This window comes from Pectinatus haikarae (genome assembly GCF_050916305.1).
GTDB classification, from domain to species: Bacteria; Bacillota; Negativicutes; order Selenomonadales; family Selenomonadaceae; genus Pectinatus; species Pectinatus haikarae.
The window spans coordinates 2,536,421-2,562,275 of sequence record NZ_CP116940.1 but is presented as its reverse complement, the minus strand read 5'-3'; the positions used below and the strand labels follow the sequence as shown (position 1 = coordinate 2,562,275).

Below are 25,855 nucleotides of genomic sequence, written 5' to 3'. Positions count from 1 at the left end.
GATGATGCTGCAGAATATTTTTACAGACAATAATATTACATGGATGGACGGTAAGGGGACAGACAGTGACATCGTTCTATTGAGCCGCATACGTCTTGCCAGAAATTTTAAAGATCTTCCTTTTCCAAACAGGGCATCAACAGAGCAATTGGCTGATGCCAGAAGCAGACTTTTGAGTGTTCTAGATAAAATATCAGCAACTACCAAAACTAATTATATATGCCTTGATATGGATAAACTTACTGATCTCCAAAAAAGAGTGCTTGTTGAAAAACATCTTATAAGCGGTAATTTTACAAAACATTCAGATTCAAGATCATTAATTGTAAATGCTGACAGTGACATATCAATAATGGTCAATGAAGATGATCATCTTCGGATTCAATGCATGAAGAGCGGCCTTGATCTTTCAGATCCGATGATGACGGCTTTTGATACTGATAATTGCATTGAAGAAGAATATGATATAGCTTTTGATGATAATATGGGATATTTAACAGCATGTCCGACAAATCTTGGGACAGGATTGAGAGCCTCTGTGCTGCTCCACCTGCCGGGATTGGCAGCAACTAATCAGATCGCTAAAATTATAAACATATCTCCGCAGTTGGGACTGGCAGTGCGGGGGTTTTATGGCAGTAACGCTCCGGGCAATCTTTTTCAGATTGCGAATCAACTTTCACTTGGCTTCAATGAAAAGGAATTAACGGAAAATCTTTCAAGGGCAGTTCAGGAAATCGTATCTCATGAACGTGAGGCGAGACGGGCACTTTTAGCATATGCCGAAGATAAGGTGTGTGATCAGGCCTGGAGAGCATTAGGCATTTTGAAATACGCACGCAGCCTTTCAGAAAGAGAACTTTTATCCTTGGTCAGCAATGTCCGCATAGGAATTGACGAAAAGATAATTACAAGTATTGATGTTGATGTTTTCAATAAACTCATCATTGCTGGTAGAACAAATTATTTAACAAATTTGCAGGAAAAGGAAAACATGTCACAAAGGGAAATTGATAAAAAAAGAGCTGACATTGCACGCGAAATAATTTCTGACAGCTCATCTGATAAGGAAGTGATCTCATGAATAACAATAAATTGACTTTCAGTGCTGAAAAGGTATTGGAACTTGCTAATTATGAAGCGAATAAACAGCGTTGCGGTTATATAGGTACGGAGCATATTCTGCTTGGTCTGTCCAGAGAAGAAAAAGGGTTGGCCGCAAAAGCGCTGACATCTCTCGGTATAACCAGAGATATGGTGAAAAGCAGGCTCAACAACATTATTATTATTCCGCCTATTATGGCAGGAGATCCATTGTCTTATACTCCCTTGGCCAAAATGGTCATGAATTTTGCGGAAGATGAGGCGGCGGCGCTGGGGCATAATTATATCGGCACTGAACATATTTTACTTGGACTTATTCGGCAGGATGAGGCAATAGCATCGAAGATACTTGTATCCTTGGGAGTCGATCTTGACATAATCCATTCTACCATAATGGACATGATCAATAATGGACAGCATGATACAGAGGGAAATGACGGCAGCACTTCGGGCAGTGAGGCCGATGCTGTGAAGAAAACTCCCTTTCTAAATCGATATTGCCGTGATCTCAAAGATCTTGTCCTCAAAAATAAGATAGATCCGGTTATCGGCCGGGCTAAAGAAATAGAGCGGGTCATTCAAATTTTGCTGCGGCGCACAAAAAATAATCCTGTTCTCATAGGCGAACCCGGTGTCGGCAAAACTGCTGTTGCCGAAGGTCTGGCAAAAAGAATGACTGAAGGTGTAATGCCAAAAATACTTGCTAATAAGCGTATTATGAGTCTGAGCATGAGTTCTTTGGTTGCCGGCGCTAAATATCGCGGTGAATTTGAGGAACGTTTAAAGAATATTATTGATGAAATCATGCAGGCCGGCAATATTATTTTGTTCATAGATGAATTGCACACTCTTATTGGTGCAGGTGCTGCCGAAGGGTCAATTGATGCCGCTAATATTCTGAAGCCGGCTTTATCACGTGGCGAAATACAGGTTATAGGTGCTACTACACTTAATGAATATAAAAAATATATAGAAAAAGATACCGCTCTCGAAAGACGTTTTCAGCCGATTTTGCTTGATGAACCGTCTGAAGAAGATGCCATAAGTATTTTGCTTGGTTTGCGCAGTAAATATGAAGAGTTTCATCAGGCAAAAATAACGGATGAAGCTGTCAAGGCGGCAGTAAAACTGTCATCGCGTTATATTAATGACCGTTTTCTTCCTGACAAGGCAATAGATTTGATGGATGAAGCTGCCTCCAAAGTAAGACTGGCAACTATTTCTTATCCTGAAGAATTAAAGCAGCTCAAAGAACAACTGGATAAATTGGATACTGAGAAAAAGACCGCTATAGATGCTCAGAATTTTGAACAAGCGGCCAATATACGTGATGAAGAAAGTAAAATAAAAGATGCTCTGAAAAAATCCAATGATGAGTTGAAAGCAAAAGAAGAGAAACAAATCCTTGTTACAGATGATGATATAGCAGATGTACTATCATCATGGACTGGCATTCCTGCAAGACGCATGGCTGATAAAGAGGCAAAGCGGCTCCTTCATATGGAAGAAACAATCCATAAACGCATAGTCGGACAGGATACTGCTGTTATCGCTGTAGCAAAGGCAGTGCGCAGGGCTCGGGCAGGGCTTAAAGATGCCAAAAGACCAATTGGTTCGTTTATGTTTTTGGGGCCCACAGGCGTCGGTAAAACAGAATTGGCCCGTTCACTGGCTGAAGTGCTGTTCGGAGATGAAAATGCCATGGTCCGTTTTGATATGTCTGAGTACATGGAAAAACATACTGTGTCACGTATGGTCGGTGCGCCTCCCGGCTATGTGGGATATGAGGAAGGCGGTCAGCTGACTGATGTTGTCAGGAGAAAGCCATATTCAGTAATTTTACTTGATGAAATTGAAAAAGCACATCCCGACGTTTTCAATTTGCTGCTGCAGATACTTGAAGACGGACGTCTTACTGATGGACAGGGAAGAACGGTGGATTTTAAAAATACGGTCATTATCATGACATCGAATGTCGGAGCATCATTACTGAGAAAAAACACCTCAACCATGGGCTTTAATACGGGATCTGCCGCATCAGAAGATTTTGCTGTCCGTTCAAAAAAGATAATGGAAGAAGTAAAGAATCTTTTTAAACCGGAGTTCTTGAATCGTATTGATGAAATGATTGTTTTCAGCCCGCTTGATAAGGACAGCTTGATGAAAATAGTGGATATTCTTCTGCTGGATGTGACAAAAAGATTAAAAAACATTGGTATAAGTATAAATGTTGATAATGAGTCAAAAAAATTTCTTCTTGATAAAGGGACAGATATAAAATTTGGAGCTCGCCCTTTAAAAAGAGCTATTCAGAAACATCTTGAAGACGAACTGGCAGAAAGTCTCTTGCAAAAACAGTTTGCTGATGGAGATACGATAAAAGTTTCATATGATAAAAAAAATGACAAGCTTTCTTTTTCATTGCAGGAAACAGAGCCTATAAATGAGTCAAATGAACCAGCAAAGACTGCTGCAGCTGATGTTGCGACTGGTAGCGGTGCTGCAAAGCTGCAGGATGAATGAAGCACAGGAATTTTTTACAAAAAAATGAACCGGTCATAAAGAGGATGATGAATTTTCTATTGAATTTTCTGATTGCTGTCCTCTGGCTTGGCCGGTCATTTTATAAAATCATTTCACGCTTTATTAGAAATAGGAAATGGTGATGTTGTTGCCTAAAAAGAAAAATGTATTTGTTTGTCAAAGCTGCGGATATGATTCACCCAAATGGATGGGAAAATGTCCGGGATGCGGCTCCTGGAATACTATGGTGGAGGAAACGGTAAAAACTGATGTGAGACACGGTTTATCACTTGGCCTGACTGATCGTCCGCAATCTGCACAGCTCCTTTCGGATATTTCTCTGGCAAAAATGCCCCGTTTTTCCACAGGTTCTTCCGAACTAGACCGGGTTCTGGGTGGTGGTATTATTCCTGGCAGTCTGGTGCTGGTTGTCGGTGATCCTGGTGTCGGCAAGTCCAGCCTTAATCTGCAGGTGTGCTCCTGTGTTTCCAAAAGCAAAAAAGTTCTTTATATAACAGGTGAAGAGAGTCTGCAGCAGATACGTATGCGTGCCGAAAGAATAAATGCGCTGTCTGATACAATGAAAGTGCTCAGCGAAACAGATATGGAACGTATCGGAATACATGTGGATGCGGAAAAGCCCGAGCTGCTCATAGTGGATTCTATACAGACCATTTTCCGGCCTGATGTGCAGAGTGCTCCGGGCAGTGTGAGCCAGGTGCGCGAGTGTGCGGTTGAGCTTTTGCGTATAGCTAAAAGCAGAGGAATAGCAGTTTTCATAATCGGGCATGTCACCAAGGACGGAACTCTGGCTGGGCCGCGTGTTTTGGAACATATTGTTGACACCGTGCTTTATTTTGAGGGTGAACGCAATGCTCAGTATCGGATCTTACGTGCCATTAAAAATCGGTTTGGCAGCACAAATGAACTGGGTTTATTTGAGATGCGTGATACAGGGCTTAAAGATGTTCCTGATGCCTCTAGCTTATTTTTATCGGAGACGGTGCTTGGTCCGGGTATTGTAATAGTTCCTACAGTCGAAGGAACACGGCCCTTGTTGGTGGAAATACAAGCCCTTGTTGCTGCGACACCTTATATTCCACCGCGGCGGACAGCCGATTCTGTGGATATCAAGCGTATACAACTGTTATTGGCTGTACTGGAAAAAAGAATAAATTTGAGTATGGGAGCTTGTGATGTTTATGTCAAAGTAGCAGGCGGAATAAAAATAGATGAACCGGCTTGTGATTTGGCATTATGCATAGCACTTGCCTCAAGTTTTACTAATAAGATTGTAAAAGAAAGAACCGTTGTTTTTGGCGAGGTGGGATTGACGGGTGAGGTACGGGCAGTTAACGGTGCGGATATACGCATTAAGGAGGCCTGCAAGCTCGGCTTTAAAAATATTATCATACCTCAAAAGAACATCAGCTCAATAGGTCATATGAAAAATGTATCTGTAATCGGAGTTACTACTGTAAAAGAAGCATTAAAGGCAGTATTTTGAAATACTGCCTTTAACTTTTTTATAGGAACAGACGGCTTGAAAAATTTATGTTTTATGAACAGAATCAAAATACTATAAAGGCATTTATTTTGACAAAAGCTTTTTCATTTAGTATTATAAGTCTATTAATTCATATATTTTATAATCCTTTTGATTTTAGTTTAGTCCTTATATTCATAATTATATCGGCATTTTTTACAGATGCCGCTCTGGATCCGTTCTTCGAGTAAATAACGGATCTAAATTTTTGCAATTATATTTTATTATTTTGGAGATGATGTCTGTGTTAGAAAAGATATTGCGTGTTTTGATAGTTCTTCTTGCTGCTATATTCGGATTGGCACTCATGCAGCTGGTCAGTCCGCTGATTGCTTTGGTGATAAGTTCTGAATATCTCAATATCAATCTCAATGTTTTTGGTATTACTCTGGCACATTTGATAATAGGTTTGTGCGGTATAGTCGGTGGTGGAATTGTCGGTTACGTGGTTTCACCATATTTATTGATTTTATTAAAAAGATTTTCCATGTGGGTGGAAACGCAGCTTAATAAAATGAAGATTCATGATGTTATTGCTGGAGTGTGCGGATTGGCAATTGGTCTTGTTATCGCCAATCTTTTGGGAGCTGCTTTTTCTGGAGTACCTATCGTCGGCAGTTATTTGCCTATCATATTTAGTATAGTATTGGGATATCTGGGTATACATATAACAATAAAAAAACGTAATGAGATAGTTGCGTTATTTCCTCGTCTGTTTAGAGAACAACCAAAAGATAAAAAGAATGCAGAGGAAAAATCAGCATTAAGAACAGATTATAAATTGCTTGACACAAGTGTGATAATTGACGGACGTATTGCTGATATATGTCAGAGCGGCTTCATTGAAGGTACGCTGCTTATTCCTGTATTCGTTTTGGAAGAGCTTCAGCATATTGCTGATTCTTCTGATCTTTTAAAAAGGACTCGTGGCCGTCGCGGTCTTGACGTCTTAAAAAGGATACAGACAGAGTTTGATATGTTTGTTCAAATAGATGAACGTGATTTTGACGAAATAAGTGAAGTGGATTCCAAGCTGATCAAACTTGCTCAGGTAGCCGGCGGGAAGATTATAACTAATGATTATAATTTAAATAAGGTAGCAGATTTACAGGGAGTCTCTGTTCTAAATATCAATGAGTTGGCTAATGCGCTGAAACCAGTGGTAATACCCGGTGAAGCTATGACTGTTACAATAGTGAAGGATGGCAAGGAACAAGGGCAGGGAGTGGCATATCTTGATGACGGTACAATGATTGTTGTTGAAGGGGGTAGGAAATATATAAATACTACTCTTCCGGTAGCAGTGACGTCAGTTTTGCAGACAGCAGCAGGTCGGATGATCTTTGCGAAACCAAAGTGAGCGGCACAATTGTTCGGAAATATAAAATCATGGAGTTTATACATTTTAGTAAAAATAGGATTTTGTTATATGATATCATGAATTAAATAGGCTGCGGTGATACCGCAGCCTATTTAGGAAGCATAAGAAGGGTGATATGAAGTGATCACGGCTATTTTTCCGGCCGCAGGGAAGGGAAGGCGTATGGGAGCCTCTTTCAATAAAGTCTTTGCCGCTTTATCTGATAAACCAATCCTTATACATACTCTTTTGAGTTTTTCACGCTGTAATTTAGTGGATAATTTTATTATTGTGGCTGCACCGGGAGAAGTAGAACCAGTATCCAAGGTATTGAATTCTCTGCCGGGAATAAAACCTTGCAAGGTGGTGGCAGGAGGAACGGAACGTCAATACTCTGTCTATAATGGTTTGATGGAAGTTTCTGCCGATACAGATATAGTTCTTGTTCATGATGCTGCCAGACCTCTTATTACATCTGGTGTAATAAAAAATGTTATAGATGAAGTGAAGTGTTCAGGTGCGGCTGTGGCTGCTGTCCCGGTAACAAACACGATAAAGGTGATTGGTGATGATAATACAGTCGTGAATACACCGGACAGAAATAAATTATGGATGATGCAGACACCTCAGGGATTTAGAAAAGATTTACTGCTTGAAGCGCATGAAAGAGCCAGACTGGATAAATATTTTGGCACTGATGATGCCAGCCTGGTCGAGCATATTGGACATCCGGTGAGGGTTGTCATGGGAGATTACAAAAATATAAAAATAACATCGCCCGACGATCTTATATATGCGGAAGCTGTTCTTGGCAAAAAGGCTGTTTCAAAAGTGAAAAATGGAGTATCTGTTGCCATCTCCAATGCGCTTGAAGAAATGAAAGCAAAAATATTCAAAACGAGGATTTGAAATGATAAGAATAGGATCCGGTTATGATGTACATAGGTTAGTTGATAATCGCAGGCTGATCATAGGCGGAGTGGATATTCCTTTTGAAAAGGGATTGCTTGGTCACTCGGACGCTGATGTTTTACTGCATGCTATTGCTGACTCTTTGCTGGGAGCGGCTGCACTTGGTGATATAGGTTATCATTTTCCTGATAATGACAAAAAATATGAAGGCATTTCAAGCATGGTTCTCTTGCGCAGAGTGGGAGAACTTTTAAGAGAAGACGGATTCGCTATTTCCAATATTGATTCTACTATAGTGGCTCAGGCTCCTAAAATGGCGCCGTATATTGAAGAGATGCGCAGCAATATTGCCAATGTCTTAAAAATCGGCAAAGACCAGATCAATGTAAAGGCAACTACGGAAGAAAAATTAGGAGTTACGGGAAAGGGTGAGGGAATATCTTCGAACGCCGTGGCACTTATTGAAACTGGCGGAAAGACGTTGTAGTGTAATGGTATTTCTGCTAAAATATACTGTACAAGTATTATTTGGAGGTAATAGTTAAATGTCAGAACAAATCCGGGTTCGATTCGCTCCGAGCCCAACAGGTCCTTTTCATATCGGAGGGGCACGCAGTGCACTTTTTAACTGGCTGCTCGCAAGAAAGTACTCTAATGGGAAATTTGTACTGCGTGTAGAAGACACCGATAGAGTAAGATCAAGCAAAGAGTCGGAAGAAAATATAAAGGCATCTTTAAAATGGCTCGGTCTTGATTGGGATGAAGGTGTCGATGTAGGCGGTGAATATGGACCGTATCATCAGATGGAGCGCCTTGAACTTTACAAAAAATATGCACAGCAGCTTGTAGATGAAGGGAAAGCGTACTACTGCTATTGTACAGAAGAAGAAATTGCTGCAGAACGCGAAGCCTTGATGAAAGAAAATAAAATGCCTATTTATCAAGGGCACTGCAGACATCTTACAGCTGATCAAATAGAAAAATATAAATCTGAAGGCAGAAAACCGACGATAAGATTTCGTACACCGGAAAATGAAACAGTTGAGTTTGATGATATGGTGCGGGGACATATGCAGTTTGACTCAAACGGAGTGGGCGATTTTGTTATTGTTAAGGCAGATGGCATTCCTGTATATAACTTTGCGGTGGTCATAGATGATGCGTTGATGAATATCACTCATGTTATAAGAGCAGAAGAACATTTATCCAATACACCGCGGCAAGTAGTGTTATATGATGCACTTGGCTTTACTGTACCTGTATTTGCCCACATTTCTCTTATACTTGGCAAAGATCATTCGAAAATGAGCAAACGTCATGGTGCTACTTCTGTTGAACAGTATAAAAATCTGGGTTATCTGCCTGAAGCGCTAGTGAATTTTCTGGCTCTTTTGGGATGGGCACCTCAGGATGAAAAAGAAATTTTTTCCATAGATGAATTAATAAAAGCTTTTTCAATGGACCATGTAGCAAAAAATCCTGCAGTATTTGACATAGATAAATTGAATTGGCTCAATGCCCAGTATATGAAAAAATTAAGTACAAAAAAAATTACAATGATGGCTGTGCCGCATTTGTTGGAAAAAGGATATTTGAATGAACCTATAGCCGCTGATGAAATGGCAAAACTAGTGCGGTTCACTGAAATCATTCGTGACCATCTGAGCTACGGTGCACAATTTCTGGATTTTGCAGATCTTTATTTTAATGATGATATTGTTGTCGAAGATGCTGAATCTAAACAAATCCTGACTGATGAGACAGTGCCTTCCGTCATAGGTCTTTTTAAAGAAAAATTGAACGGAATCGCTGATTTTGATGCGGAGCATATACAGCCTATATTTAAACAGATAACAAAAGAATTAAAAGTAGGCGGTAAGAAAGTATATATGCCGGTGAGAATCTCTGTGACGGGTCAGATGCATGGACCGGATTTAGCGGGAATCATTGAAGTGCTCGGACGTGAAAGAGTTTTTGACCGTATTGAAAAAGTACTGCCCGCTTTATGATTATTACGGTTTTTATATTCTGATGCGATAATGTATTTGTATGATTTTATTGCTGGGCTCATTAATACGGGATATTATAAAGATGGGTATTGTTAAGAAGTGATGGTAGTTTTTCATTTATTTTAGTGGAAACCTAAAGGTGTGTCCTAAAAACAGGTTACAGTGTTTTTTTGCACACCTTTTTCTTTAGGAGAATGCTATGAAATTATTGCATATATTAAAAAAAGATATTAGAGTGGTTTTTGAACGCGATCCTGCTGCCAGGAGCGTGCTGGAAGTTGTTTTATGCTATCAGGGGCTTCATGCTATTTGGTTCTATCGTATTGCTCACTGGTTTTATTGCCGTAATTTTGTACTTTTTCCTCGTCTTATATCTAATTTTGCCCGTTTTTTAACTGGTGTTGAAATTCATCCGGGTGCTACCATTGGGCCAGGTCTTTTTATTGATCATGGTACCGGCATTGTTATAGGTGAAACTGCTGAACTTGGGCGCAATGTTACCCTGTATCAGGGGGTTACACTTGGTGGTACGGGAAAAGAAAAGGGAAAGCGTCATCCTACCATTGGCAATAATGTAGTAGTATCCTCGGGAGCAAAGATCCTTGGCTCTTTTTCGGTCGGCGATCATGCAAAAATAGGGGCGGGGTCTGTAGTCCTTAAAGAGGTCCCGGCGTATGCGACTGTGGTTGGTATTCCAGGGCGTGTTGTGCTGATGAAGGGAAGGCGTGTAGACAAATATACCTTAGTTGATAATGCGAAAAATCAGGCTGTTTCTGAAGCATTGAAAAAAGAACTGGCTGAAGAACTGGATGTAGATTTAGCGCATGATAAACTGCCTGATCCCGAGCTCGATATGATAAAAGGGCTTTTGGAGAAAGTTAAAAATCTCGAAGAAAAGGTAATAAATCTAGAAAAAGAAGTGAATACGAAAAATGCTAAAAGTATATAATACATTAACTAAAACAAAAGAAGAGTTTAAACCAGTCATTCCGGGGCAGGTGAGTATTTACGTCTGTGGTATAACACCGTACAATGATACTCACATTGGCAATGCCCGTCCGTTTGTTACCTGGGATGTCATAAAACGTTTTTTCCACAAACTTGGATATAAGGTGAAACATATCCAGAATTTTACTGATGTAGATGATAAGATAATTCGCTCTGCCAATGAAAGCCGCCGCACGTGGAAGGAGGTTTCTGACAAATACATAGCAAGTTATTTTGATGTTATGGATAAGCTCAATATTGGACGAGCTGATGTATATCCGCGTGTTTCGGAAAATATGGAAGATATTATAAAAATGATCACAGGTCTTGTAGAAAAAGGTGCAGCTTATCCTCTGGATGGCGATGTTTATTTCAGCGTGGAAAAATTTGCTGGTTACGGTAAGCTGAGCGGTCGTAAGCTTGACGATATGCAGGCGGGTGCGCGTGTCGAAATAGATAACAGAAAGCATCACCCTATGGATTTTGCCTTATGGAAGTCTGCAAAACCTGGTGAACCATCATGGGAAAGCCCGTGGGGAAAAGGCCGTCCGGGCTGGCATATTGAATGTTCTACTATGTCTTTGAAATACTTAGGAAAAACCTTTGACTTTCATGGCGGCGGCAGTGATCTTATATTTCCGCACCATGAAAATGAGATAGCTCAGTCACAGTCCTACTGCTGTGATGAACATTCCTTTGCCAGATACTGGCTGCATAATGGTTTTATTACCATAAATCAGGAAAAAATGAGTAAATCTTTAAATAATTTCTTTACCGTGAAAGACATTTTGGCAAAATATCCCGCAGAGGTACTTCGCTATTTCCTTGTGGCAACTCATTACCGCAGTCCGCTTGATTTCAGCGATGAACGGTTGAAGGAGGCAGAAGCAGGACTTTCCCGTCTGAGTAATGCTAAAAACACACTGAAAGAATTGTTGTCGGCGGCAGGAGCTGATTCTGACAGTGCAGCTTCTTTAGCACAGTTTGCCCAAAAAGCAAAAGAAAGTTTTTATGCTGCAATGGAGGATGATTTTAATACGGCTCTTGCGCTTGCCGATATGTTTGATCTGACAAAAAAAATAAATGTGTATTACCAGGCTGTGGCAGCAGGGGAAGTAGCTGCTGACAGGAAAAATCTGAACGAGGTTTTATCTGTCTATACGGATATGACGGATATTCTGGGGATTTTGCAGATACAGTCTGATGATGAAGGAAGCAGCCGTCTTGTTGACTCATTGATGAACATAATAATCTCAATTCGTCAGGACGCCCGGAAAGATAAAAATTGGGCCGTTGCCGATAAATTGAGAGATGAATTGAAAAAAATAGGCATTATCATTGAAGATTCGCCCACAGGGGCGCGGTGGAAAAAATAATGCGTTTTTCTCAGTATCAATATTTGTGCAGACATATGTTTGAAACAGATGATACCGGTAATATAAGGCAGCATTATAACAGTGTTGAAGCTGAGCTGCTGCCACCGCTTGTTCTGGCTTATATAGGCGATGCATATTTTCATCTTTTTGTGCGTACCAGACTTCTTCTCTTTGAGAAAAATAAAGTTCAGGTTCTTAACGACTTTGGAGCAAAAATAGTATCGGCAGTATATCAGGCTTATGCATATAAAAATTTAAAAGAAGAGCTCACTTTACAGGAAAGGGATATCTTTCGCAGAGCCTATAATGCAAAGTCGCACGCTCCGCGTGCGGCAAGTATTGCTGATTATCATACCAGCACGGGTATTGAGGCAATTATTGGCTATCTGCAGCTGACAGATAACACGGTACGACTGAATAAGCTGTGTGAAAGGGCATTTCAGTTAATTATAAAAAAAATAGAACAAGAATATCTCTAAATTTAAACTATGGCTTTATAAAAAATCAATATTTAGCAGAGTAAGTGACTGTGCGTTAAGTGTCGGATGAACGGGGAGTTGTCATTCGGACGAAAAGCTTTTAAGCTTGCGGTACATTCATTGCATCCCGCTGCTGCATCAAAAGAAAAACATCTTGATATGCAGTGACGTCATGCTAAAACATATGGAGGTGTTTTTTTTGTATCACTTTAAAGCTAAAATGGTTGTTCTGAATGGTATATTTGTTGCTTTGATAATTCTTTTTACACATATATTCGCGGTGCAAACACCATTTCTGCGGATAAGTTTTGGCTTTTTACCATTGGCTGTTTACGCAGCTATTTGCGGACCTTTACATGGAGGTATGGTAGGAGCTGCTGCCGATTTACTCGGCTGTATGCTTTTTTCTCCGGGATTTTATTTTCCGGGATTCACTCTCAGTGCTTTTTTTAGCGGATATGTATACGGTTATTGCTTTTATAATAAAAATATTTCAATGAAACGAATATTCTGTACTTTTATATTTTTATTCGTTATTGTTGATTTATTTTTTAACACCCTTTGGCTTAGTATGCTTTATCATAAAGCAGCAATGACTTTTTTACTGAGCCGGTTTATAAAAGGACTTATCTTTCTGCCGATCAATATTATTTTTTTTAGTGTGGTTTATAAGGCTGTACAAAAATATCGGCAGAAAATTTTCTGAATTAAAAAGAGAACAGAAAAAATCAACAAAAATGAAGACTGGACAAAATACCAGCCTTCATCTTTGTTGATCAGTGATAACTTTAATCAGTTAAGACTTTCGTATATTTTTTCAAGATCGTATTTCAGTGCTGAAATGTAGTCCATACCCTCAGGAAGGCTTTCCAGTGTATATATTTCGACGGCTTTAGCACCAACTTCACGGGCTAATGTCTCAGAAACTTTAGGGCTTACCATATCTTCAACAAAAATAGTAGTAACATTGTTTTCTTTGCAATAATCTGTGAGCTCTTTCAATTTTTTTGCACTCGGTTCACCAGAAAGCAGCGCATCTGAAACGCTGTTTTGCTTTAAGCCAAAATCCTTTGCCAAATAACCGAATGCAGCGTGTCCTGTTACGAAATCTTTTCTTTGAGAATCAGCAAATTTAGCAGTATATTCTTTTTTCAATCCATCTAGACTATTTTTAAAGGCTTGAAAATTTTTCTCATAATCATCTTTATGAGCAGGATCTGCATTATTTAAGGCGTTCTTTATGTTTTCTGCTTCAAGTTCAGCTCCGTTGATGCTCAGCCATATATGAGGATCGGTAACAGCTTTGCCGTCATCAGATTTTTCATCAAGAAGTAAGGGGTCAGCTCCTTTTGAGGCTTCTACTACAGTAAGTTTTTTTTCTTCATTTGTTGAGGAAAGCGCTTTATCAAGCCACGAACTTTCCAGTCCAAATCCGTTATAAACAAATAAGTCGGCATTTTGCAGATTCATCAGGTCCTTGGCAGTGGGTTCAAAATTGTGAGGCTCAGTGCCATCAGGGATGATAGAATAAACTTCGACGTGTTCACCGCCGACAGCTTCAGTGATGGCTTTGACAGCTTCAAATGAGGCAGCAATTTTTATTTTTGCTGGTTCACCGGCACTTTGCTGTTCTTCGCTGCCGGTCTTGCAACCGGTCATGGATAATAAAGCAATCAATAAAAAAATCTGAATAAGAAAAATTCTTTTCATAAAAACGCCATCCTTTTCAAATAGATAATGTTATTATACCAATATAGATTTATTTTGTGATATGCAAATGCAAACTATTTGCATTTAAGACAATATAAAGATATAATAAGAAAAGGAAAATGTCAAGTATAATATAAAAGAGTATATTGTCGATATGAAAAAATATGGAGGACGCAATGCTAAATATAGAGCATTTATATTTTTCTTACAGCAATAAACCCAATTTGCTGCAAGATATAAATTTTTCGGTGAATACAGGGGATTATATATCAATAATAGGGGCTAATGGATCAGGAAAAAGTACGCTGGTACGTTTGATATTAGGATTATTACAACCATCATCGGGGACGATAGAGAATTCTTTTGCCAATATGGCTTACGTACCGCAGCGCTTTAATCAACTTAATACACACTTCCCCATAACAGTAAAAGAAATATTGTATTGCTATAAAAATGTGAGGAGGAAATATGTCAATAAAAAAATAAACGATGTTTTGACTTTACTGCATATGGAAAACGAAGAAAATACTTTAATTGGTCAGCTTTCCGGGGGACAATGTCAAAAAGTATTCATCGCAAGAGCACTTTTAAGCGACCCTGAGCTGCTTATTTTAGATGAACCTTCCAATGGGATAGACAGACAAAGTCAGGCTGAGATATATAATTTCCTTTTGCATCTTAATCGACAGGATAAAACAACAGTCATTTGTGTTGAACATAATCTACAGGCAGCATTGAAAAATTCTACAGCGTTTTATCACATAGAAAAGGGTAAAGGCCACATCTGTCTGCCGGAGCAATATGTAAAGGAATATATTAAAAGTGATTTAGGAGAGAATAAAGGAAATGTTTACCTATAGTTTTATGCAGAATGCATTTTTAATTTCTATTTTTATTGCGGCATTATGTCCTGTTATTGGCATGTTTCTCGTTTTGCGGCGATATTCAATGATGGGGGATACATTGTCACATGCGTCATTGGCCGGTATTTCTGTGGGGATGCTTTTTGAGCAAAATCCTGTTTTGAGTGCCTTTTTAATGGTTTCTCTTTTTAGTATTATTATTGAATGGTTGAGAAAACATTTTCGCACGTATGCAGAATTGATACTTGTTATTATTCTTTCTCTTTCCATCGGCATAGCTATTACACTTTTAAGCTCAGGGCTAGTGCATGCTAATATTGATTCATTGATGTTCGGCAGTATTTTGACTGTTACACTTACAGATTTTTACTGGGTACTGTTCTTTAGTGTTGTCTCTTTATTTTTGGTCTATAAATTTTATTCGGCGCTTATGTTTATGGTTTTTGATGAAGAGGGAGCGGCTATTGCCGGAGTCAATGTAAGGCTTATAAACTATTTATTTGCTATTATAGTGGCCGCTACTATTTCTATCTCAATACGCATTGTCGGTATTTTAGTTATCAGCTCGTTGATTGCGCTGCCTATTGCAGCAGCTCTTCAATTGGAAATGGGTTTTAGAAAAACGCTTCTTTTTGGTGTAATATTCAGTTATATAGACATTTTTTCCGGGATAATCATTTCCTATTGGATAAATGCCGCACCAGGAGGAATAATAGCAATAAATGCAGTACTGCTGCTGCTTTGTGTTCTCTCTTATAAACGCATAGTAAGATCTGGGAGGGTTATTTAAAGTGGATGATTGCGGTAATTATAAAAATTATTTAAATGAACATGGTATGAAAAGTACAAAACAGCGGAATTTACTGCTGTCTATTCTCGCGAAAATTCAGACTCCTCAGACTGCAGAGAAACTTTATTTGCAAGCTATAAAAAGTGATTCTTCCATAAATCTGTCCACAGTGTACAGAGTTCTTGAAAAATTTACAGAAAAAAATATAACGATACGAACATCTTTTTTGGATGACAAGTCTGTGTATTCCCTTTATCCGAAAACGCATCAGCATCAGCTTATTTGTATGCGCTGCAAAAAAATCGTTTTGCTTGAACATTGTCCTTTGGAGGATTTTGAAAAAAGTGTTGAAGAATCTACACACTTCTCTGTTGTGAATCATCGTTTGGAGCTTTATGGTTATTGTCGGCAATGTCAAAAAATTATTGCCATGGGGTAAAAGCATCAAATTAAAAAACATACTTTTGTTAAACTTATATTAATGTTTTGATGAAACGAGAATTACCATTGCATTTTATATTTTTAAGTGATAATATATTCCAGTAAATAATTATATATAGTTTTGTTAGGTGAGGTTCCTGCAATAAACATAGGCTATTGCCCGGAAACATCGAGAGATGCCAATGGGTAGGACAGGTTTTATCGAAATAAGGTATTACCCGAAATAGCTGAGTATTTTACTCTACGTTATGCAGTGCTAAAGCTTGGACGATTAAAATATGCTTATATTTTGCGCTTGCGAACCCTCCTGCCTTTCTTAGGAGGGTTTATTTTAGTTATGAAGCAGTATTTATGGAGGTGGTAAATATGGACGATGGCGAGAGTATAGTAAAAAAAATAATAAAATCAGCTTTAGGAGGAAACCATGGAAATATTTACCAAATCTTTAACTAAGAGAAGATTTTCCTTTACAGACATAATAATAATTGCTGTTATTTTTATAATTCTGTATATTATACTAAAACTCAGTTCAGGGATGAATATTCCTTTTGTTCAGGGAGATCATCTGAATATAGACCTTTCCCCGCTGATGCTTCCTTATTATGCGGGAAGATCCTTGCTGCGCATGTTTATAGCATTTTTCTTTTCTCTCTTATTTACTTTTATATACGGATATATAGCGGCAAAGGTGAAAACGGCAGGATCTGTAATGGTTCCTGTTTTGGATATTTTGCAATCTATTCCTGTTCTGGGTTTTTTATCAGCCACTATAATAGCTTTTATGGCGGCTTTTCCCAATAGCCTGATGGGGGTTGAATGTGCTTCCATTTTTGCTATTTTTACAGGACAGGCATGGAATATGACATTTAGTTTTTATCATTCCTTGATGACTATTCCTAAGGATCTGGAAGAAGCCGGGCAAATGCTGCATTTTAACCCCTGGCGCAGATTCATCAGCCTGGAGCTGCCTATTTCTGCTATCGGCCTTATATGGAATGGGATGATGTCATTCGGCGGCGGCTGGTTTTTTTTGGCAGCCAGTGAGGCAATCAGTGTTTTAGGTGAAGATATTCATTTACCGGGTATAGGTTCTTATCTCGCTGTTGCAGTCGAATCCGGCAATGTACAGGCAATGCTGTATGCTATGCTGGTCATGCTTGTTATGATACTTTTGGTGGATCAACTTTTTTGGCGGCCGCTTATCGTATGGGGGCAGCGCTTTAAACTTGAGTTTTCTGAGGCTAAAGAGCAGCCGGATTCTTTTGTCTATAATGTTTTATACAGGTCTTTCATAATGTACTGGCTGTACAGTCATATATTTGCACCAATTGGTATTTTTTTTAACAGATGTATATTGTGGTTCTTTGATAGGTTGGAAAAAGCACCGCATACATATGTGAGTATAAATGCCGGCTATTTTGTGCAAAGGGGATGTAAAGTATTTATTGCACTATTTCTTTTGTATGAGCTTTATGCACCGGCAAAAGAGGCTGTATTTATGCTGTATGACATAGGCTTCAATGATCTGTATCAGGCATTTATCATGGGATTATATACAGGAGGACGCGTATTGGCAGCACTTTTCCTGGGTGCACTCTGGACTATACCGGTGGGTGTTAAAATAGGACTTAATCCCAGACTTTCTGCGAAAATGCAGCCTTTGGTGCAGATAGCCGCTTCTTTTCCAGCCAATATGCTTTTTCCCTTCTTTACAATATTATTTGTTGAATACCATGTCAATTTTGAATACGGTTCTATTTTGTTAATGATGATGGGGACGCAATGGTATATTCTTTTTAATGTTATTGCCGGGGCAATGAGTATACCAAATGATTTGATCGAAGCTACGGAGATTTTTGAATTGAGCGGCTGGAAAAAGTGGAAATCACTGATATTGCCGAGTATTTTTCCGCATTTGGTAACAGGTTTTATAACCGCGTCAGGAGGAGCATGGAACGCGAGTATAATCTCTGAGCTTGTCAGTTGGAAAAAATATACACTCACTGCTTCAGGTATAGGCGCATATATCAGCACAGCAACCTCTGCCGGTGACTGGAATGGGATTTTGGTGGGGATAGCTGTCATGTGCATTTTAGTAGTGCTGATAAATCGTTTTATATGGCATCGATTGTATTATATGGCACAGACAAAATATCATGTTGATTAAAAGGGGTGAAGCAATGAAAAATTTATTGGAATTAAAAGAAATAAATAAAACTTTTAAAATAAAAGGTACATCTGATTCTACAATTTTGGAAAATATAAATCTGCATGTAAAAGAAGGCGAATTTTTGGCTGTTCTTGGACCTTCTGGTTCCGGAAAATCAACTCTTTTGAGAATTATTGCAGGACTTATTCCGAGCTCCAGCGGTACCGTTTCCTATCTGGGCAAGAAAATTAAAGGCGTTAATCCGGGAGTGGCAATGGTTTTTCAGTCTTTTGCCTTATTCCCATGGCTGACTGTATTAGAAAATGTTATGCTGGGGCTGGAACGAAAAAAAATATCTGTGGAGTATAAAAGAGAAAAATCAATGCAGGTCTTGGATATTGTTGGTTTGGATGGATTTGAAAATGCTTATCCGAAAGAACTTTCCGGTGGTATGAGGCAGCGTGTTGGAATAGGCAGAGCACTTGTCAGTGAACCTGATATACTGCTCATGGATGAAGCTTTTTCGGCGCTTGATGTACTGACGGCAGAAAATTTGCGGCGCGATCTTTTGGAACTGTGGCTTGATAAAAAAATACCGACAAAATCAATAGTATTGATCACGCATGGAATAGAGGAAGCCGTTTATATGGCCGACAGAGCCATAATTTTATCTTCCGGTCCGGCAACAATAATTAAAAATATAGATATATCTCTGCCGCGCTGGCGAGACAGAAAATCACCGGAATTTTTGTCTTATGTAGATGAGATATATTCGATAATGACAAAGAAAAAAATACCGATGACAGAAATGCTCGTGCAGACAAAGAAAGATTTGATCATTCCATCAGTTTCGGCAGGTGCGTTGACAGGTTTTCTGGAGCTGCTGGAAGATCTCAATGAAAAAATAGATCTGTATAAACTTGCTGATCGATTTCTCATGGATATGGAAGATTTCTTGCCTTTGATAGAAGCATCCGCTCTACTGCATTTTACAAAGGTCACAGAAGGCGATATTGAACTTACCGAGCATGGAGTAGAATTTGCCAGAGCAACAGTTCTGGAAAGAAAAAAACTTTTCAGGCAGCAGCTTTTGGAACATATTCCCTTCGTTCAGAAAATGATAAACATCCTGCGGTCAAAATCCAATAAACAAATGAATATTGAATTTTTTGAAGAACTGCAGAGTCAAACCTTCGGAGAAGAAATAGGACAAAAGCAGCTTGATCTGCTTATCGGCTGGGAAAGATATGCTGAACTTATCGAATATGACGATAATAAGGAAATAGTATACCTGGAGCAATCTGTGTAATTAAAGAGGATAAAAATTTTGTCGGTAATAATATATTATTACCGGCAAAATTTTTTTCTGGAACACCCTCGAGTAAGTAGACATATTGCAAAACTATAACCTATAAAAATGCAGATTATTCTTACTTTTATGGAACAGCATCTATGACCTACTCCCGACAAATTACATTTAAAAGCAATATTGAATTAATCCGTTTTTCATGATCTATCTATTCCTAAATATATAAATATTTAATATTTATTATTAAAATTGCATAGTTGCATCGCTATACCATCTTCCATAATTTCAAACCCAAATTTTTTGTAAAAACCCGCATTTTTTCTTTCCTCCGGCATAATTTCAATATATAAATAGTCTTTATATTTTTCCTTAATCATTCTAATCATAGTTGCAGCAATTTTCTTTCCTTGATACGCTGGATTTACTAAAACGTAATGAATATAAGCTACCATTTCACTATCATCTAATACTCGAACAAGCCCCACTAACCGCTCTTTATCCCAAGCAGTCAAAACAGTAGAAGAATTCTTTAATGCTTTATATAAGCGAGCAGGGTACTGTCCTGATACCCAGTCAACAGATAAAAACAATTCTTGTATTTTATCTTGGGTAAAAATTTTTTCTTCTGTATAGGTAATCTCCATCATAAATTATCACCGTATCCTTCTTTATAATCACATTTTTTACATTGTGTCATTGTATTTTCATTATCTTCCCTATGATAAGCCCCAGACCATCGACAAATACTTTGTAAAACTGGAATTACAGACATTCCTTTTTTGGTAAGGCAATATTCTACTTTAGGAGGAATTTCATCAAATGACTTCCTTTGTATAATCTCATCCAAAATTAAGTTTTTTAATGTAGCGGCTAAAACGGCATCTGTTATATTGCTCATTTCTTTGCGAAGAATACTATATCTCAAAGTGCCTTTTTCAGCTAAAACACATATAATTCTTGATTTCCATTTCCCACCAAAAATTTCAAGCCCATATTCAAGCGGACATCGAATATCCTCGTCTAGTTTATGTTGATACATCAAACTCTCCCCTTATAATATCGAAAGCGAAATATAACAAAAACAAGCTTAATACAAAATTGATTATTTTATAGTAGTGTTGATAAATGCATTGTATTTTCATTCCAACTATATATTTCAGAATAATAATCATGGGTGAAAAAAAATCATTTAATTCATATACCACTAATGTGCAAAGGACTTGCACACCAGCATAACCTGTACAAATACCCCAAATTAATCGTTTTCCTTTTTTCCAACCCAATTGTATTGTCGTGTTCAGCGCCAGAATATTTCCCGGACCAGGTGTAAAAGAACATACGATCATATAGCCTAACATTGTTGTAAATACCGATATTGACATTTTATCCCCCCTAACATGAAACAAGTTTATCCCTATTATAGACGGCAATCCCTATGCCAACAAGTAACTATGAAAATTATTAGTGACTAATAATTTTATTGATATCTATTCCTCTTAGAGCATTTAAAATATAATGATAGCAGGCTCAAATAAACGAAAAGAATCACATAAAAATTTGGAGGTAATACCATGAAAGTAAACGCTTATTTGGAAATCACAATGAAAATTGCAAAAAGCAATCGTCCGGCTGCAGCTGAGGTTTATAACGATTATCGTGATTTATTCCTGGACACAATTGAAGGTGCTTTGACAAAGGATCTTTTGGTTCGCGATGAAGATGTTCAGGTTCTTCACGGTTTTGACGGTGTAGAACATGCCAAGGCTTACTTATCCAGCGAGATGTTCCAGAATGATGTATTCGCCGGCCTTAAACCACTTTGGAGTACTGATCCAGACGTAAAAATTTATGGTGTAGCATAATCACAATCTCTCTTACTAATCTGTGCATTGTAAACTATCAAACAGTGTATAGAAAAAATACCGCTAATCCTGTATTGTACTTACAAGGACTGGCGGTGTTTTTTCTATGGCTATTGGATCGAACAGTTGTTTGAGTTTCGTCAGTGGTGCGCGATTTGTAATAAGATCATTAACCGCCAACTCTCCGCAATCAATTTGCCGAACTGTATATTTCCACTCATTAATATTTATAGCGGCGAGCTTTATTATATAACAGAAATTTTTGCTATTGCGGAACAAAGTACTGTCAATATTTATTAATTTAGAAGAATTTTTTATATCATACGGGAACATGATCAGAAGTATAGCTAATAAAGCGGATACAAAACAGGTCATTCTTTATAGATGACAATAATTATAAATTGCAAACAATTTCTATACATAAAGATACAATTTTTGTATAATAAGAGTAATTTTTACTTTAACATATAAGAAATGTTAAAAACGAAATTTATAAATAGAAAATAGTTTTGGATAAAAGATGTATTAAAAATGTTGAAAATAAGAAGGTAAAGTTACAATGAAAAAAGTTATAGCTATCACTACCGGCGGAACTATTGCCATGAAATATGACAGAGAAAAGGACGGGCTTGTTCCGGCGGTCAGTGGTGAAGATCTTTTAGAAGCGGTACCTCCGCTTAAAGGTATAGCGCAGGTAGAAGTTGTTGAATATTCAAATGTGCCAAGCGGACACATAACTCCGGCAATGATGTTTGAGCTTGCCAAGCTGGTCGATAAAAAAGCTGCCGATGATGAAGTTGCAGGCATTGTCATAACGCATGGAACAGATACTATTGAAGAAACGGCTTATATGCTTGATTTGGCAACGCATACACAAAAACCGGTTTGCTTGACCGGGGCAATGCGCGGTGCTTCTGATATGAGCTGGGATGGGCCGGGAAATATTCTGGCTGCAGTTCAGGCAGCGATAAGTCAGAAGATGTTTGGTCAAGGTGTCACGGTGGTTTTAAATGATCAGATACATGCGGCAAGCGAAGTTACAAAGACTCATTCAGTAAATATGGCGACGTTTGCTTCTCCGTGGTGGGGTCCGATAGGCTATGTTTATGGTGATCAGGTAGTTGTAAAACGGCATCGCGCTATTCAACAGAAAATTTATACTGATTCATTGGAAAATGATGTTTATTTATTAAAAACAGCCGCAGGAATGGATGGTTTCCTTATAGAATGTTTGATCAAGAAAGGTGTCAAAGGAATTGTGGTGGAAGCCTTCGGCTGCGGGAATGTGCCACCTGCCGTAAAAAAAGCAATGGAAATTGCCCGCAGCCATGATATTCCCGTGATTTTGGCGACACGGGTAACTGCAGGACGGGTGGCACCGATATATAGCTATGAGGGAAGCGCTGGCTCACTGCTTTCTTCGGGGGTCATTCTGGCAGAGGAAAGCAGCGGACAAAAGGCGCGCATCAAATTGATGCTGGCATTAAAAGCCTCTAAAAATAATGCTGAACTGCAGGCCTATTTTACTGATTAATGCAGATGTATAATTTTTCAGAAATCAGTGATTAATGACGTATATTAATACACCGATAATATTTTTATCATCGGCAATGCCGATATAAAAAATGGGCACTGCTGTAAAAAGCACAACTAATACTTGATTCTGTGCATAAAAAAGCTCCGGAGGCATGAAAAAACTTTTATAAATCGGCTATAAATCTGATTTATGAAGTGAGTTCATACCTCCGGAGTTTTATTTAAGAAAAAGCGATTCAAAACCGGATAAAATTATTTTACGACGATATTTACAAGTTTTTTTGGAACACAAATGGTTTTAATAATAGTTTTTCCTTCAGTCAATTCCTTAATGCGCGGAAGTTCAAGAGCTTGTTTTTTGAGTTCATCTGCGGTTATTTGTGAAGCTACCGTAATTTTTTCGCGCACTTTACCATTTAACTGCACTACTATTTCAACTTCATCGGCAATGGTTGCTTCAACATCATACACTGGCCAGGCAGCTTTATGAATACTGTCGGATTTTCCGAGTTTCTGCCAGAGTTCTTCTGTTATATGGGGTGAAAAAGGTGCCAGCAGCAGTAAAAGATCAGTAGCTGTTTCGTTGATCAGACCAGCCTGCAGAGATTCATCTCTGGCGGCATAAAATGCATTGACGAGTTCCATGATAGAACTTATAGCTGTGTTGAAATTGGAACGTTCCGCTATATCTTCGGTGACTTTTTTTATTGTAACATGGAGAATGCGGCGCAATTCTTTTTCTTTTACCGTGAGAAGCGAAATATCAGTTTGTTTGTTTTCTTTTATTTCTGTTGAGAAATGGAGGACTATACGCCAAATGCGATTTAAAAACCTCCAGGCTCCTTCAACGCCTTGATCGCTCCATTCAAGATCACGCTCCGGCGGGGCAGCAAATAGGATAAAAAGACGGGCTGTATCGGCGCCGTATTTACCTATTATTTCCTCAGGTGAAACTACATTGCCGATTGATTTGCTCATTTTTGAGCCATCCTTTATGACCATGCCCTGTGTTAGGAGGTTTGTGAAAGGTTCATCAAAGTCCACAAGACCGGCATCCTTCAATACTTTAGTAAAAAATCTTGAATATAAAAGATGTAAAATGGCATGCTCGATACCGCCGATATATTGGTCAACAGGAAGCCAGCTGTTGACCAGAGCTCTGTCAAAGGGAGCTTTGGTGTTTTTGGCATCCGCATAACGCATATAATACCATGATGAGCATATAAATGTATCCATGGTATCCGTTTCACGCTTAGCGGGACCGCCGCATTGAGGACAGGTGCAATTTACAAATGCTTCGCTGTGGGCAAGCGGGGATACAACACCCGGATCGAATTTCACGTCCTCCGGCAGTTTCACGGGCAGGTCTTTTTCGGGAACCAGAACGGTGCCGCACTTTTCACAATAAATAACAGGTATCGGCGCGCCCCAATAACGCTGGCGGGATATGAGCCAATCGCGCAGACGATAGTTTATCCGCCGTTTTCCGCAGCCGTTCTTTTCCAGCCAGTCGATCATGGCAGGAATAGCCTTGCGATTATTCATTCCGGTAAATTCACCGGAATTTACTAATATACCGTCATCCACATAGGCATCTGTCATTCTATCCAGGGTCAGCTGATTTTCAGCATCAGTTATGACTATTTTTTTGCCGAGTTTATACTTGCCGGCGAACATCCAGTCACGGCTGTCATGTGTGGGGACACCCATTACTGCGCCCGTGCCGTATTCAAACAGCACATAATTTGCTATCCAGATAGGAAATTTTTCACCGTTGAACGGATTGATCGCATAAGCGCCGGTGAACACGCCTTCCTTTTCTGATTTGTCCGAAGTACGGTCAAGCTCACTTTGATTATGTACACGTTCAATGAAGCTGCGTATCAGAGATTCGTCATTGCGTCCTTTGATCAATTTGTCTACAAGCGGATGTTCTGCCGCTAAAACCATATAACTTATACCAAACGCTGTATCGGGACGTGTTGTATATACAGTGACCTGCTCAGCGAAATCAGGAATTTCAAAAATGATTTCCGCGCCTTCACTGCGCCCTATCCAGTTATCCTGCATTGTTTTGACACGGTTTGGCCAGCCGGGCAGCTTATCCAGATCTTTAAGCAGAGTATCGGCATAATCTGTTATTTTAAGAAACCACTGAGTGAGATCTTTTTTTACTACAGGGGAGTCACAGCGCCAGCAGCGGCCCTCGATTACCTGCTCATTGGCAAGAACTGTTTTGCAGGAATCGCACCAATTGGCGGTAGCCTTTTTTCTGTAGGCAAGTCCTTTTTTATAGAAAACCTCGAATAAGTATTGAGTCCATCGGTAATAATCGGGATGGCAGGTTTGGACAAGTCTGTTCCAATCATAGGAAAGTCCCATCTGTTTTTGCTGACGGATCATATTGTCCATGTTGTCATAAGTCCAGTCAGCCGGTTTTACACCGTGCTTGATCGCAGCATTTTCTGCGGGCATACCAAATGCGTCAAAGCCCATTGGATGAAGAACATTGAACCCTTGCATTTTTTTGAAGCGTGCTAGTACATCGCCTATGGAATAATTTCTAACATGGCCCATATGCAAATTTCCTGATGGGTAAGGAAACATTTCGAGAACATAATATTTTTTCTTATCCGGCACATTATCAACAGTAGTATAGATACCATCCTTATCCCATTGAGTCTGCCATTTTTTTTCAATTTCCTGGGGGCAATATTTTTCCATTGAAAATCCTCCTTAAAATAAAAAAGCCCCTGGCGCAAAAGCCAAGGACGATAATATCGCGGTACCACCCTGATTGGCAGCAGTGCTGCCCACTCAAAATATTAACGCTATCAACGCCGATTTTATCGGAAGTCTCAACAGTGAGTTCAAAACAGATATATACCGATTCGCATCA

General features: G+C 38.9%; 23 protein-coding genes, 2 riboswitches and 1 other annotated feature (1 of these 26 only partly in view). Of the genes, 18 read left to right on the top strand and 5 right to left on the bottom strand.

Translation table 11 applies throughout. The features are described from left to right. The first annotated feature begins 1 nt into the window (after nt 1). From NXG61_RS12345 to NXG61_RS12295, 11 genes are all read left to right on the top strand, one after another. Nucleotides 2-1,084 (top strand): protein arginine kinase, encoded by a 1,083-nt coding sequence (locus tag NXG61_RS12345; RefSeq protein WP_196604955.1) that lies wholly within the window; start codon nt 2-4, stop codon nt 1,082-1,084. Next, nucleotides 1,081-3,627 carry an ATP-dependent Clp protease ATP-binding subunit gene (locus NXG61_RS12340; protein ID WP_196604954.1) on the top strand — a complete coding sequence of 849 codons (2,547 nt, stop codon included), beginning with the start codon at nt 1,081-1,083 and terminating at the stop codon, nt 3,625-3,627. Before NXG61_RS12345 ends, NXG61_RS12340 begins: the two co-directional genes overlap by 4 nt. Nucleotides 3,628-3,772: 145 nt before the next feature. After that, on the top strand, nt 3,773-5,134 hold the full coding sequence (gene radA, locus NXG61_RS12335; RefSeq protein ID WP_196604991.1) for a DNA repair protein RadA: 1,362 nt from the start codon (nt 3,773-3,775) through the stop codon (nt 5,132-5,134). A 283-nt stretch (nt 5,135-5,417) separates the two neighbouring features. After that, complete coding sequence (locus NXG61_RS12330; RefSeq protein ID WP_196604953.1) at nt 5,418-6,533, top strand: PIN/TRAM domain-containing protein; 1,116 nt, start codon at nt 5,418-5,420, stop codon at nt 6,531-6,533. 141 nt (nt 6,534-6,674) lie between these two features. After that, a complete protein-coding gene (gene ispD, locus NXG61_RS12325; RefSeq protein ID WP_196604952.1) occupies nt 6,675-7,442 on the top strand; it encodes a 2-C-methyl-D-erythritol 4-phosphate cytidylyltransferase in 768 nt (255 codons plus the stop codon). A gap of 1 nt (nt 7,443) precedes the next feature. Further along, a complete protein-coding gene (ispF, locus tag NXG61_RS12320; protein WP_307222687.1) occupies nt 7,444-7,932 on the top strand; it encodes a 2-C-methyl-D-erythritol 2,4-cyclodiphosphate synthase in 489 nt (162 codons plus the stop codon). A gap of 58 nt (nt 7,933-7,990) precedes the next feature. After that, entirely contained in the window at nt 7,991-9,454 is a 1,464-nt protein-coding gene (gene gltX, locus NXG61_RS12315; RefSeq protein ID WP_196604950.1) for a glutamate--tRNA ligase, read from the top strand. 199 nt (nt 9,455-9,653) lie between these two features. Beyond that, nucleotides 9,654-10,403, top strand: coding sequence for a serine O-acetyltransferase (gene cysE / locus NXG61_RS12310; RefSeq protein WP_196604948.1), 750 nt, complete (start codon nt 9,654-9,656; stop codon nt 10,401-10,403). Continuing rightward, on the top strand, nt 10,387-11,817 hold the full coding sequence (gene cysS, locus NXG61_RS12305) for a cysteine--tRNA ligase (RefSeq protein ID WP_307222689.1): 1,431 nt from the start codon (nt 10,387-10,389) through the stop codon (nt 11,815-11,817). The genes cysE and cysS overlap by 17 nt, the downstream gene beginning before the upstream one ends. Continuing rightward, complete coding sequence (locus NXG61_RS12300) at nt 11,817-12,296, top strand: Mini-ribonuclease 3 (RefSeq protein ID WP_196604944.1); 480 nt, start codon at nt 11,817-11,819, stop codon at nt 12,294-12,296. Before cysS ends, NXG61_RS12300 begins: the two co-directional genes overlap by 1 nt. A 34-nt stretch (nt 12,297-12,330) precedes the next feature. Next, nucleotides 12,331-12,431: riboswitch (THF riboswitch) on the top strand. Between the two features lie 64 nt (nt 12,432-12,495). Further along, nucleotides 12,496-13,002 (top strand): folate family ECF transporter S component, encoded by a 507-nt coding sequence (locus NXG61_RS12295; RefSeq protein ID WP_196604942.1) that lies wholly within the window; start codon nt 12,496-12,498, stop codon nt 13,000-13,002. 86 nt (nt 13,003-13,088) lie between these two features. Here the strand turns inward: NXG61_RS12295 and NXG61_RS12290 are convergent, their stop codons facing one another. After that, nucleotides 13,089-14,006, bottom strand: coding sequence for a metal ABC transporter solute-binding protein, Zn/Mn family (locus NXG61_RS12290; RefSeq protein ID WP_196604940.1), 918 nt, complete (start codon nt 14,004-14,006; stop codon nt 13,089-13,091). A gap of 176 nt (nt 14,007-14,182) precedes the next feature. On the opposite strand from NXG61_RS12290, the gene NXG61_RS12285 reads away from it, so the two are divergent. The 5 genes from NXG61_RS12285 (at nt 14,183) to NXG61_RS12265 (ending at nt 19,558) form a co-directional block, all read left to right on the top strand. Further along, nucleotides 14,183-14,866 carry a metal ABC transporter ATP-binding protein gene (locus NXG61_RS12285; protein ID WP_196604938.1) on the top strand — a complete coding sequence of 228 codons (684 nt, stop codon included), beginning with the start codon at nt 14,183-14,185 and terminating at the stop codon, nt 14,864-14,866. Continuing rightward, nucleotides 14,853-15,659, top strand: a complete 807-nt coding sequence (locus tag NXG61_RS12280) for a metal ABC transporter permease (RefSeq protein ID WP_196604936.1) — start codon at nt 14,853-14,855, stop codon at nt 15,657-15,659. The genes NXG61_RS12285 and NXG61_RS12280 overlap by 14 nt, the downstream gene beginning before the upstream one ends. Before the next feature lies 1 nt (nt 15,660). Beyond that, complete coding sequence (locus tag NXG61_RS12275) at nt 15,661-16,098, top strand: Fur family transcriptional regulator (protein ID WP_196604935.1); 438 nt, start codon at nt 15,661-15,663, stop codon at nt 16,096-16,098. Between the two features lie 115 nt (nt 16,099-16,213). Further along, nucleotides 16,214-16,383, top strand: a riboswitch (M-box (ykoK) riboswitch). 141 nt (nt 16,384-16,524) lie between these two features. After that, the gene (locus NXG61_RS12270; RefSeq protein WP_196604933.1) at nt 16,525-18,267 is read left to right on the top strand and encodes an ABC transporter permease; all 1,743 of its coding nucleotides are present in this window, start codon (nt 16,525-16,527) and stop codon (nt 18,265-18,267) included. Nucleotides 18,268-18,280: 13 nt separating this feature from the next. Further along, the gene (locus tag NXG61_RS12265; protein WP_307222695.1) at nt 18,281-19,558 is read left to right on the top strand and encodes an ABC transporter ATP-binding protein; all 1,278 of its coding nucleotides are present in this window, start codon (nt 18,281-18,283) and stop codon (nt 19,556-19,558) included. Between the two features lie 230 nt (nt 19,559-19,788). Here the strand turns inward: NXG61_RS12265 and NXG61_RS12260 are convergent, their stop codons facing one another. Genes NXG61_RS12260 through NXG61_RS12250 form a run of 3 tightly spaced genes read right to left on the bottom strand, consistent with a single transcriptional unit; the run spans nt 19,789 to nt 20,940 of the window. Then, nucleotides 19,789-20,205, bottom strand: a complete 417-nt coding sequence (locus tag NXG61_RS12260) for a GNAT family N-acetyltransferase (protein WP_231038606.1) — start codon at nt 20,203-20,205, stop codon at nt 19,789-19,791. Beyond that, complete coding sequence (locus NXG61_RS12255; protein WP_196604931.1) at nt 20,202-20,597, bottom strand: winged helix-turn-helix transcriptional regulator; 396 nt, start codon at nt 20,595-20,597, stop codon at nt 20,202-20,204. Before NXG61_RS12255 ends, NXG61_RS12260 begins: the two co-directional genes overlap by 4 nt. Further along, nucleotides 20,584-20,940 carry a hypothetical protein gene (locus NXG61_RS12250; RefSeq protein ID WP_307222698.1) on the bottom strand — a complete coding sequence of 119 codons (357 nt, stop codon included), beginning with the start codon at nt 20,938-20,940 and terminating at the stop codon, nt 20,584-20,586. Before NXG61_RS12250 ends, NXG61_RS12255 begins: the two co-directional genes overlap by 14 nt. 189 nt (nt 20,941-21,129) lie before the next feature. On the opposite strand from NXG61_RS12250, the gene NXG61_RS12245 reads away from it, so the two are divergent. Further along, nucleotides 21,130-21,420 carry a hypothetical protein gene (locus NXG61_RS12245; protein ID WP_307222700.1) on the top strand — a complete coding sequence of 97 codons (291 nt, stop codon included), beginning with the start codon at nt 21,130-21,132 and terminating at the stop codon, nt 21,418-21,420. Between the two features lie 559 nt (nt 21,421-21,979). Then, a complete protein-coding gene (locus tag NXG61_RS12240; RefSeq protein WP_196604924.1) occupies nt 21,980-22,954 on the top strand; it encodes an asparaginase in 975 nt (324 codons plus the stop codon). A 254-nt stretch (nt 22,955-23,208) separates the two neighbouring features. Here NXG61_RS12240 and leuS read toward each other — a convergent pair whose 3' ends face one another. Further along, nucleotides 23,209-25,680 carry a leucine--tRNA ligase gene (gene leuS, locus NXG61_RS12235; RefSeq protein ID WP_307222705.1) on the bottom strand — a complete coding sequence of 824 codons (2,472 nt, stop codon included), beginning with the start codon at nt 25,678-25,680 and terminating at the stop codon, nt 23,209-23,211. 40 nt (nt 25,681-25,720) lie between these two features. Further along, nucleotides 25,721-25,855 (bottom strand) — a binding site (T-box leader); it runs 57 nt beyond the window's last position.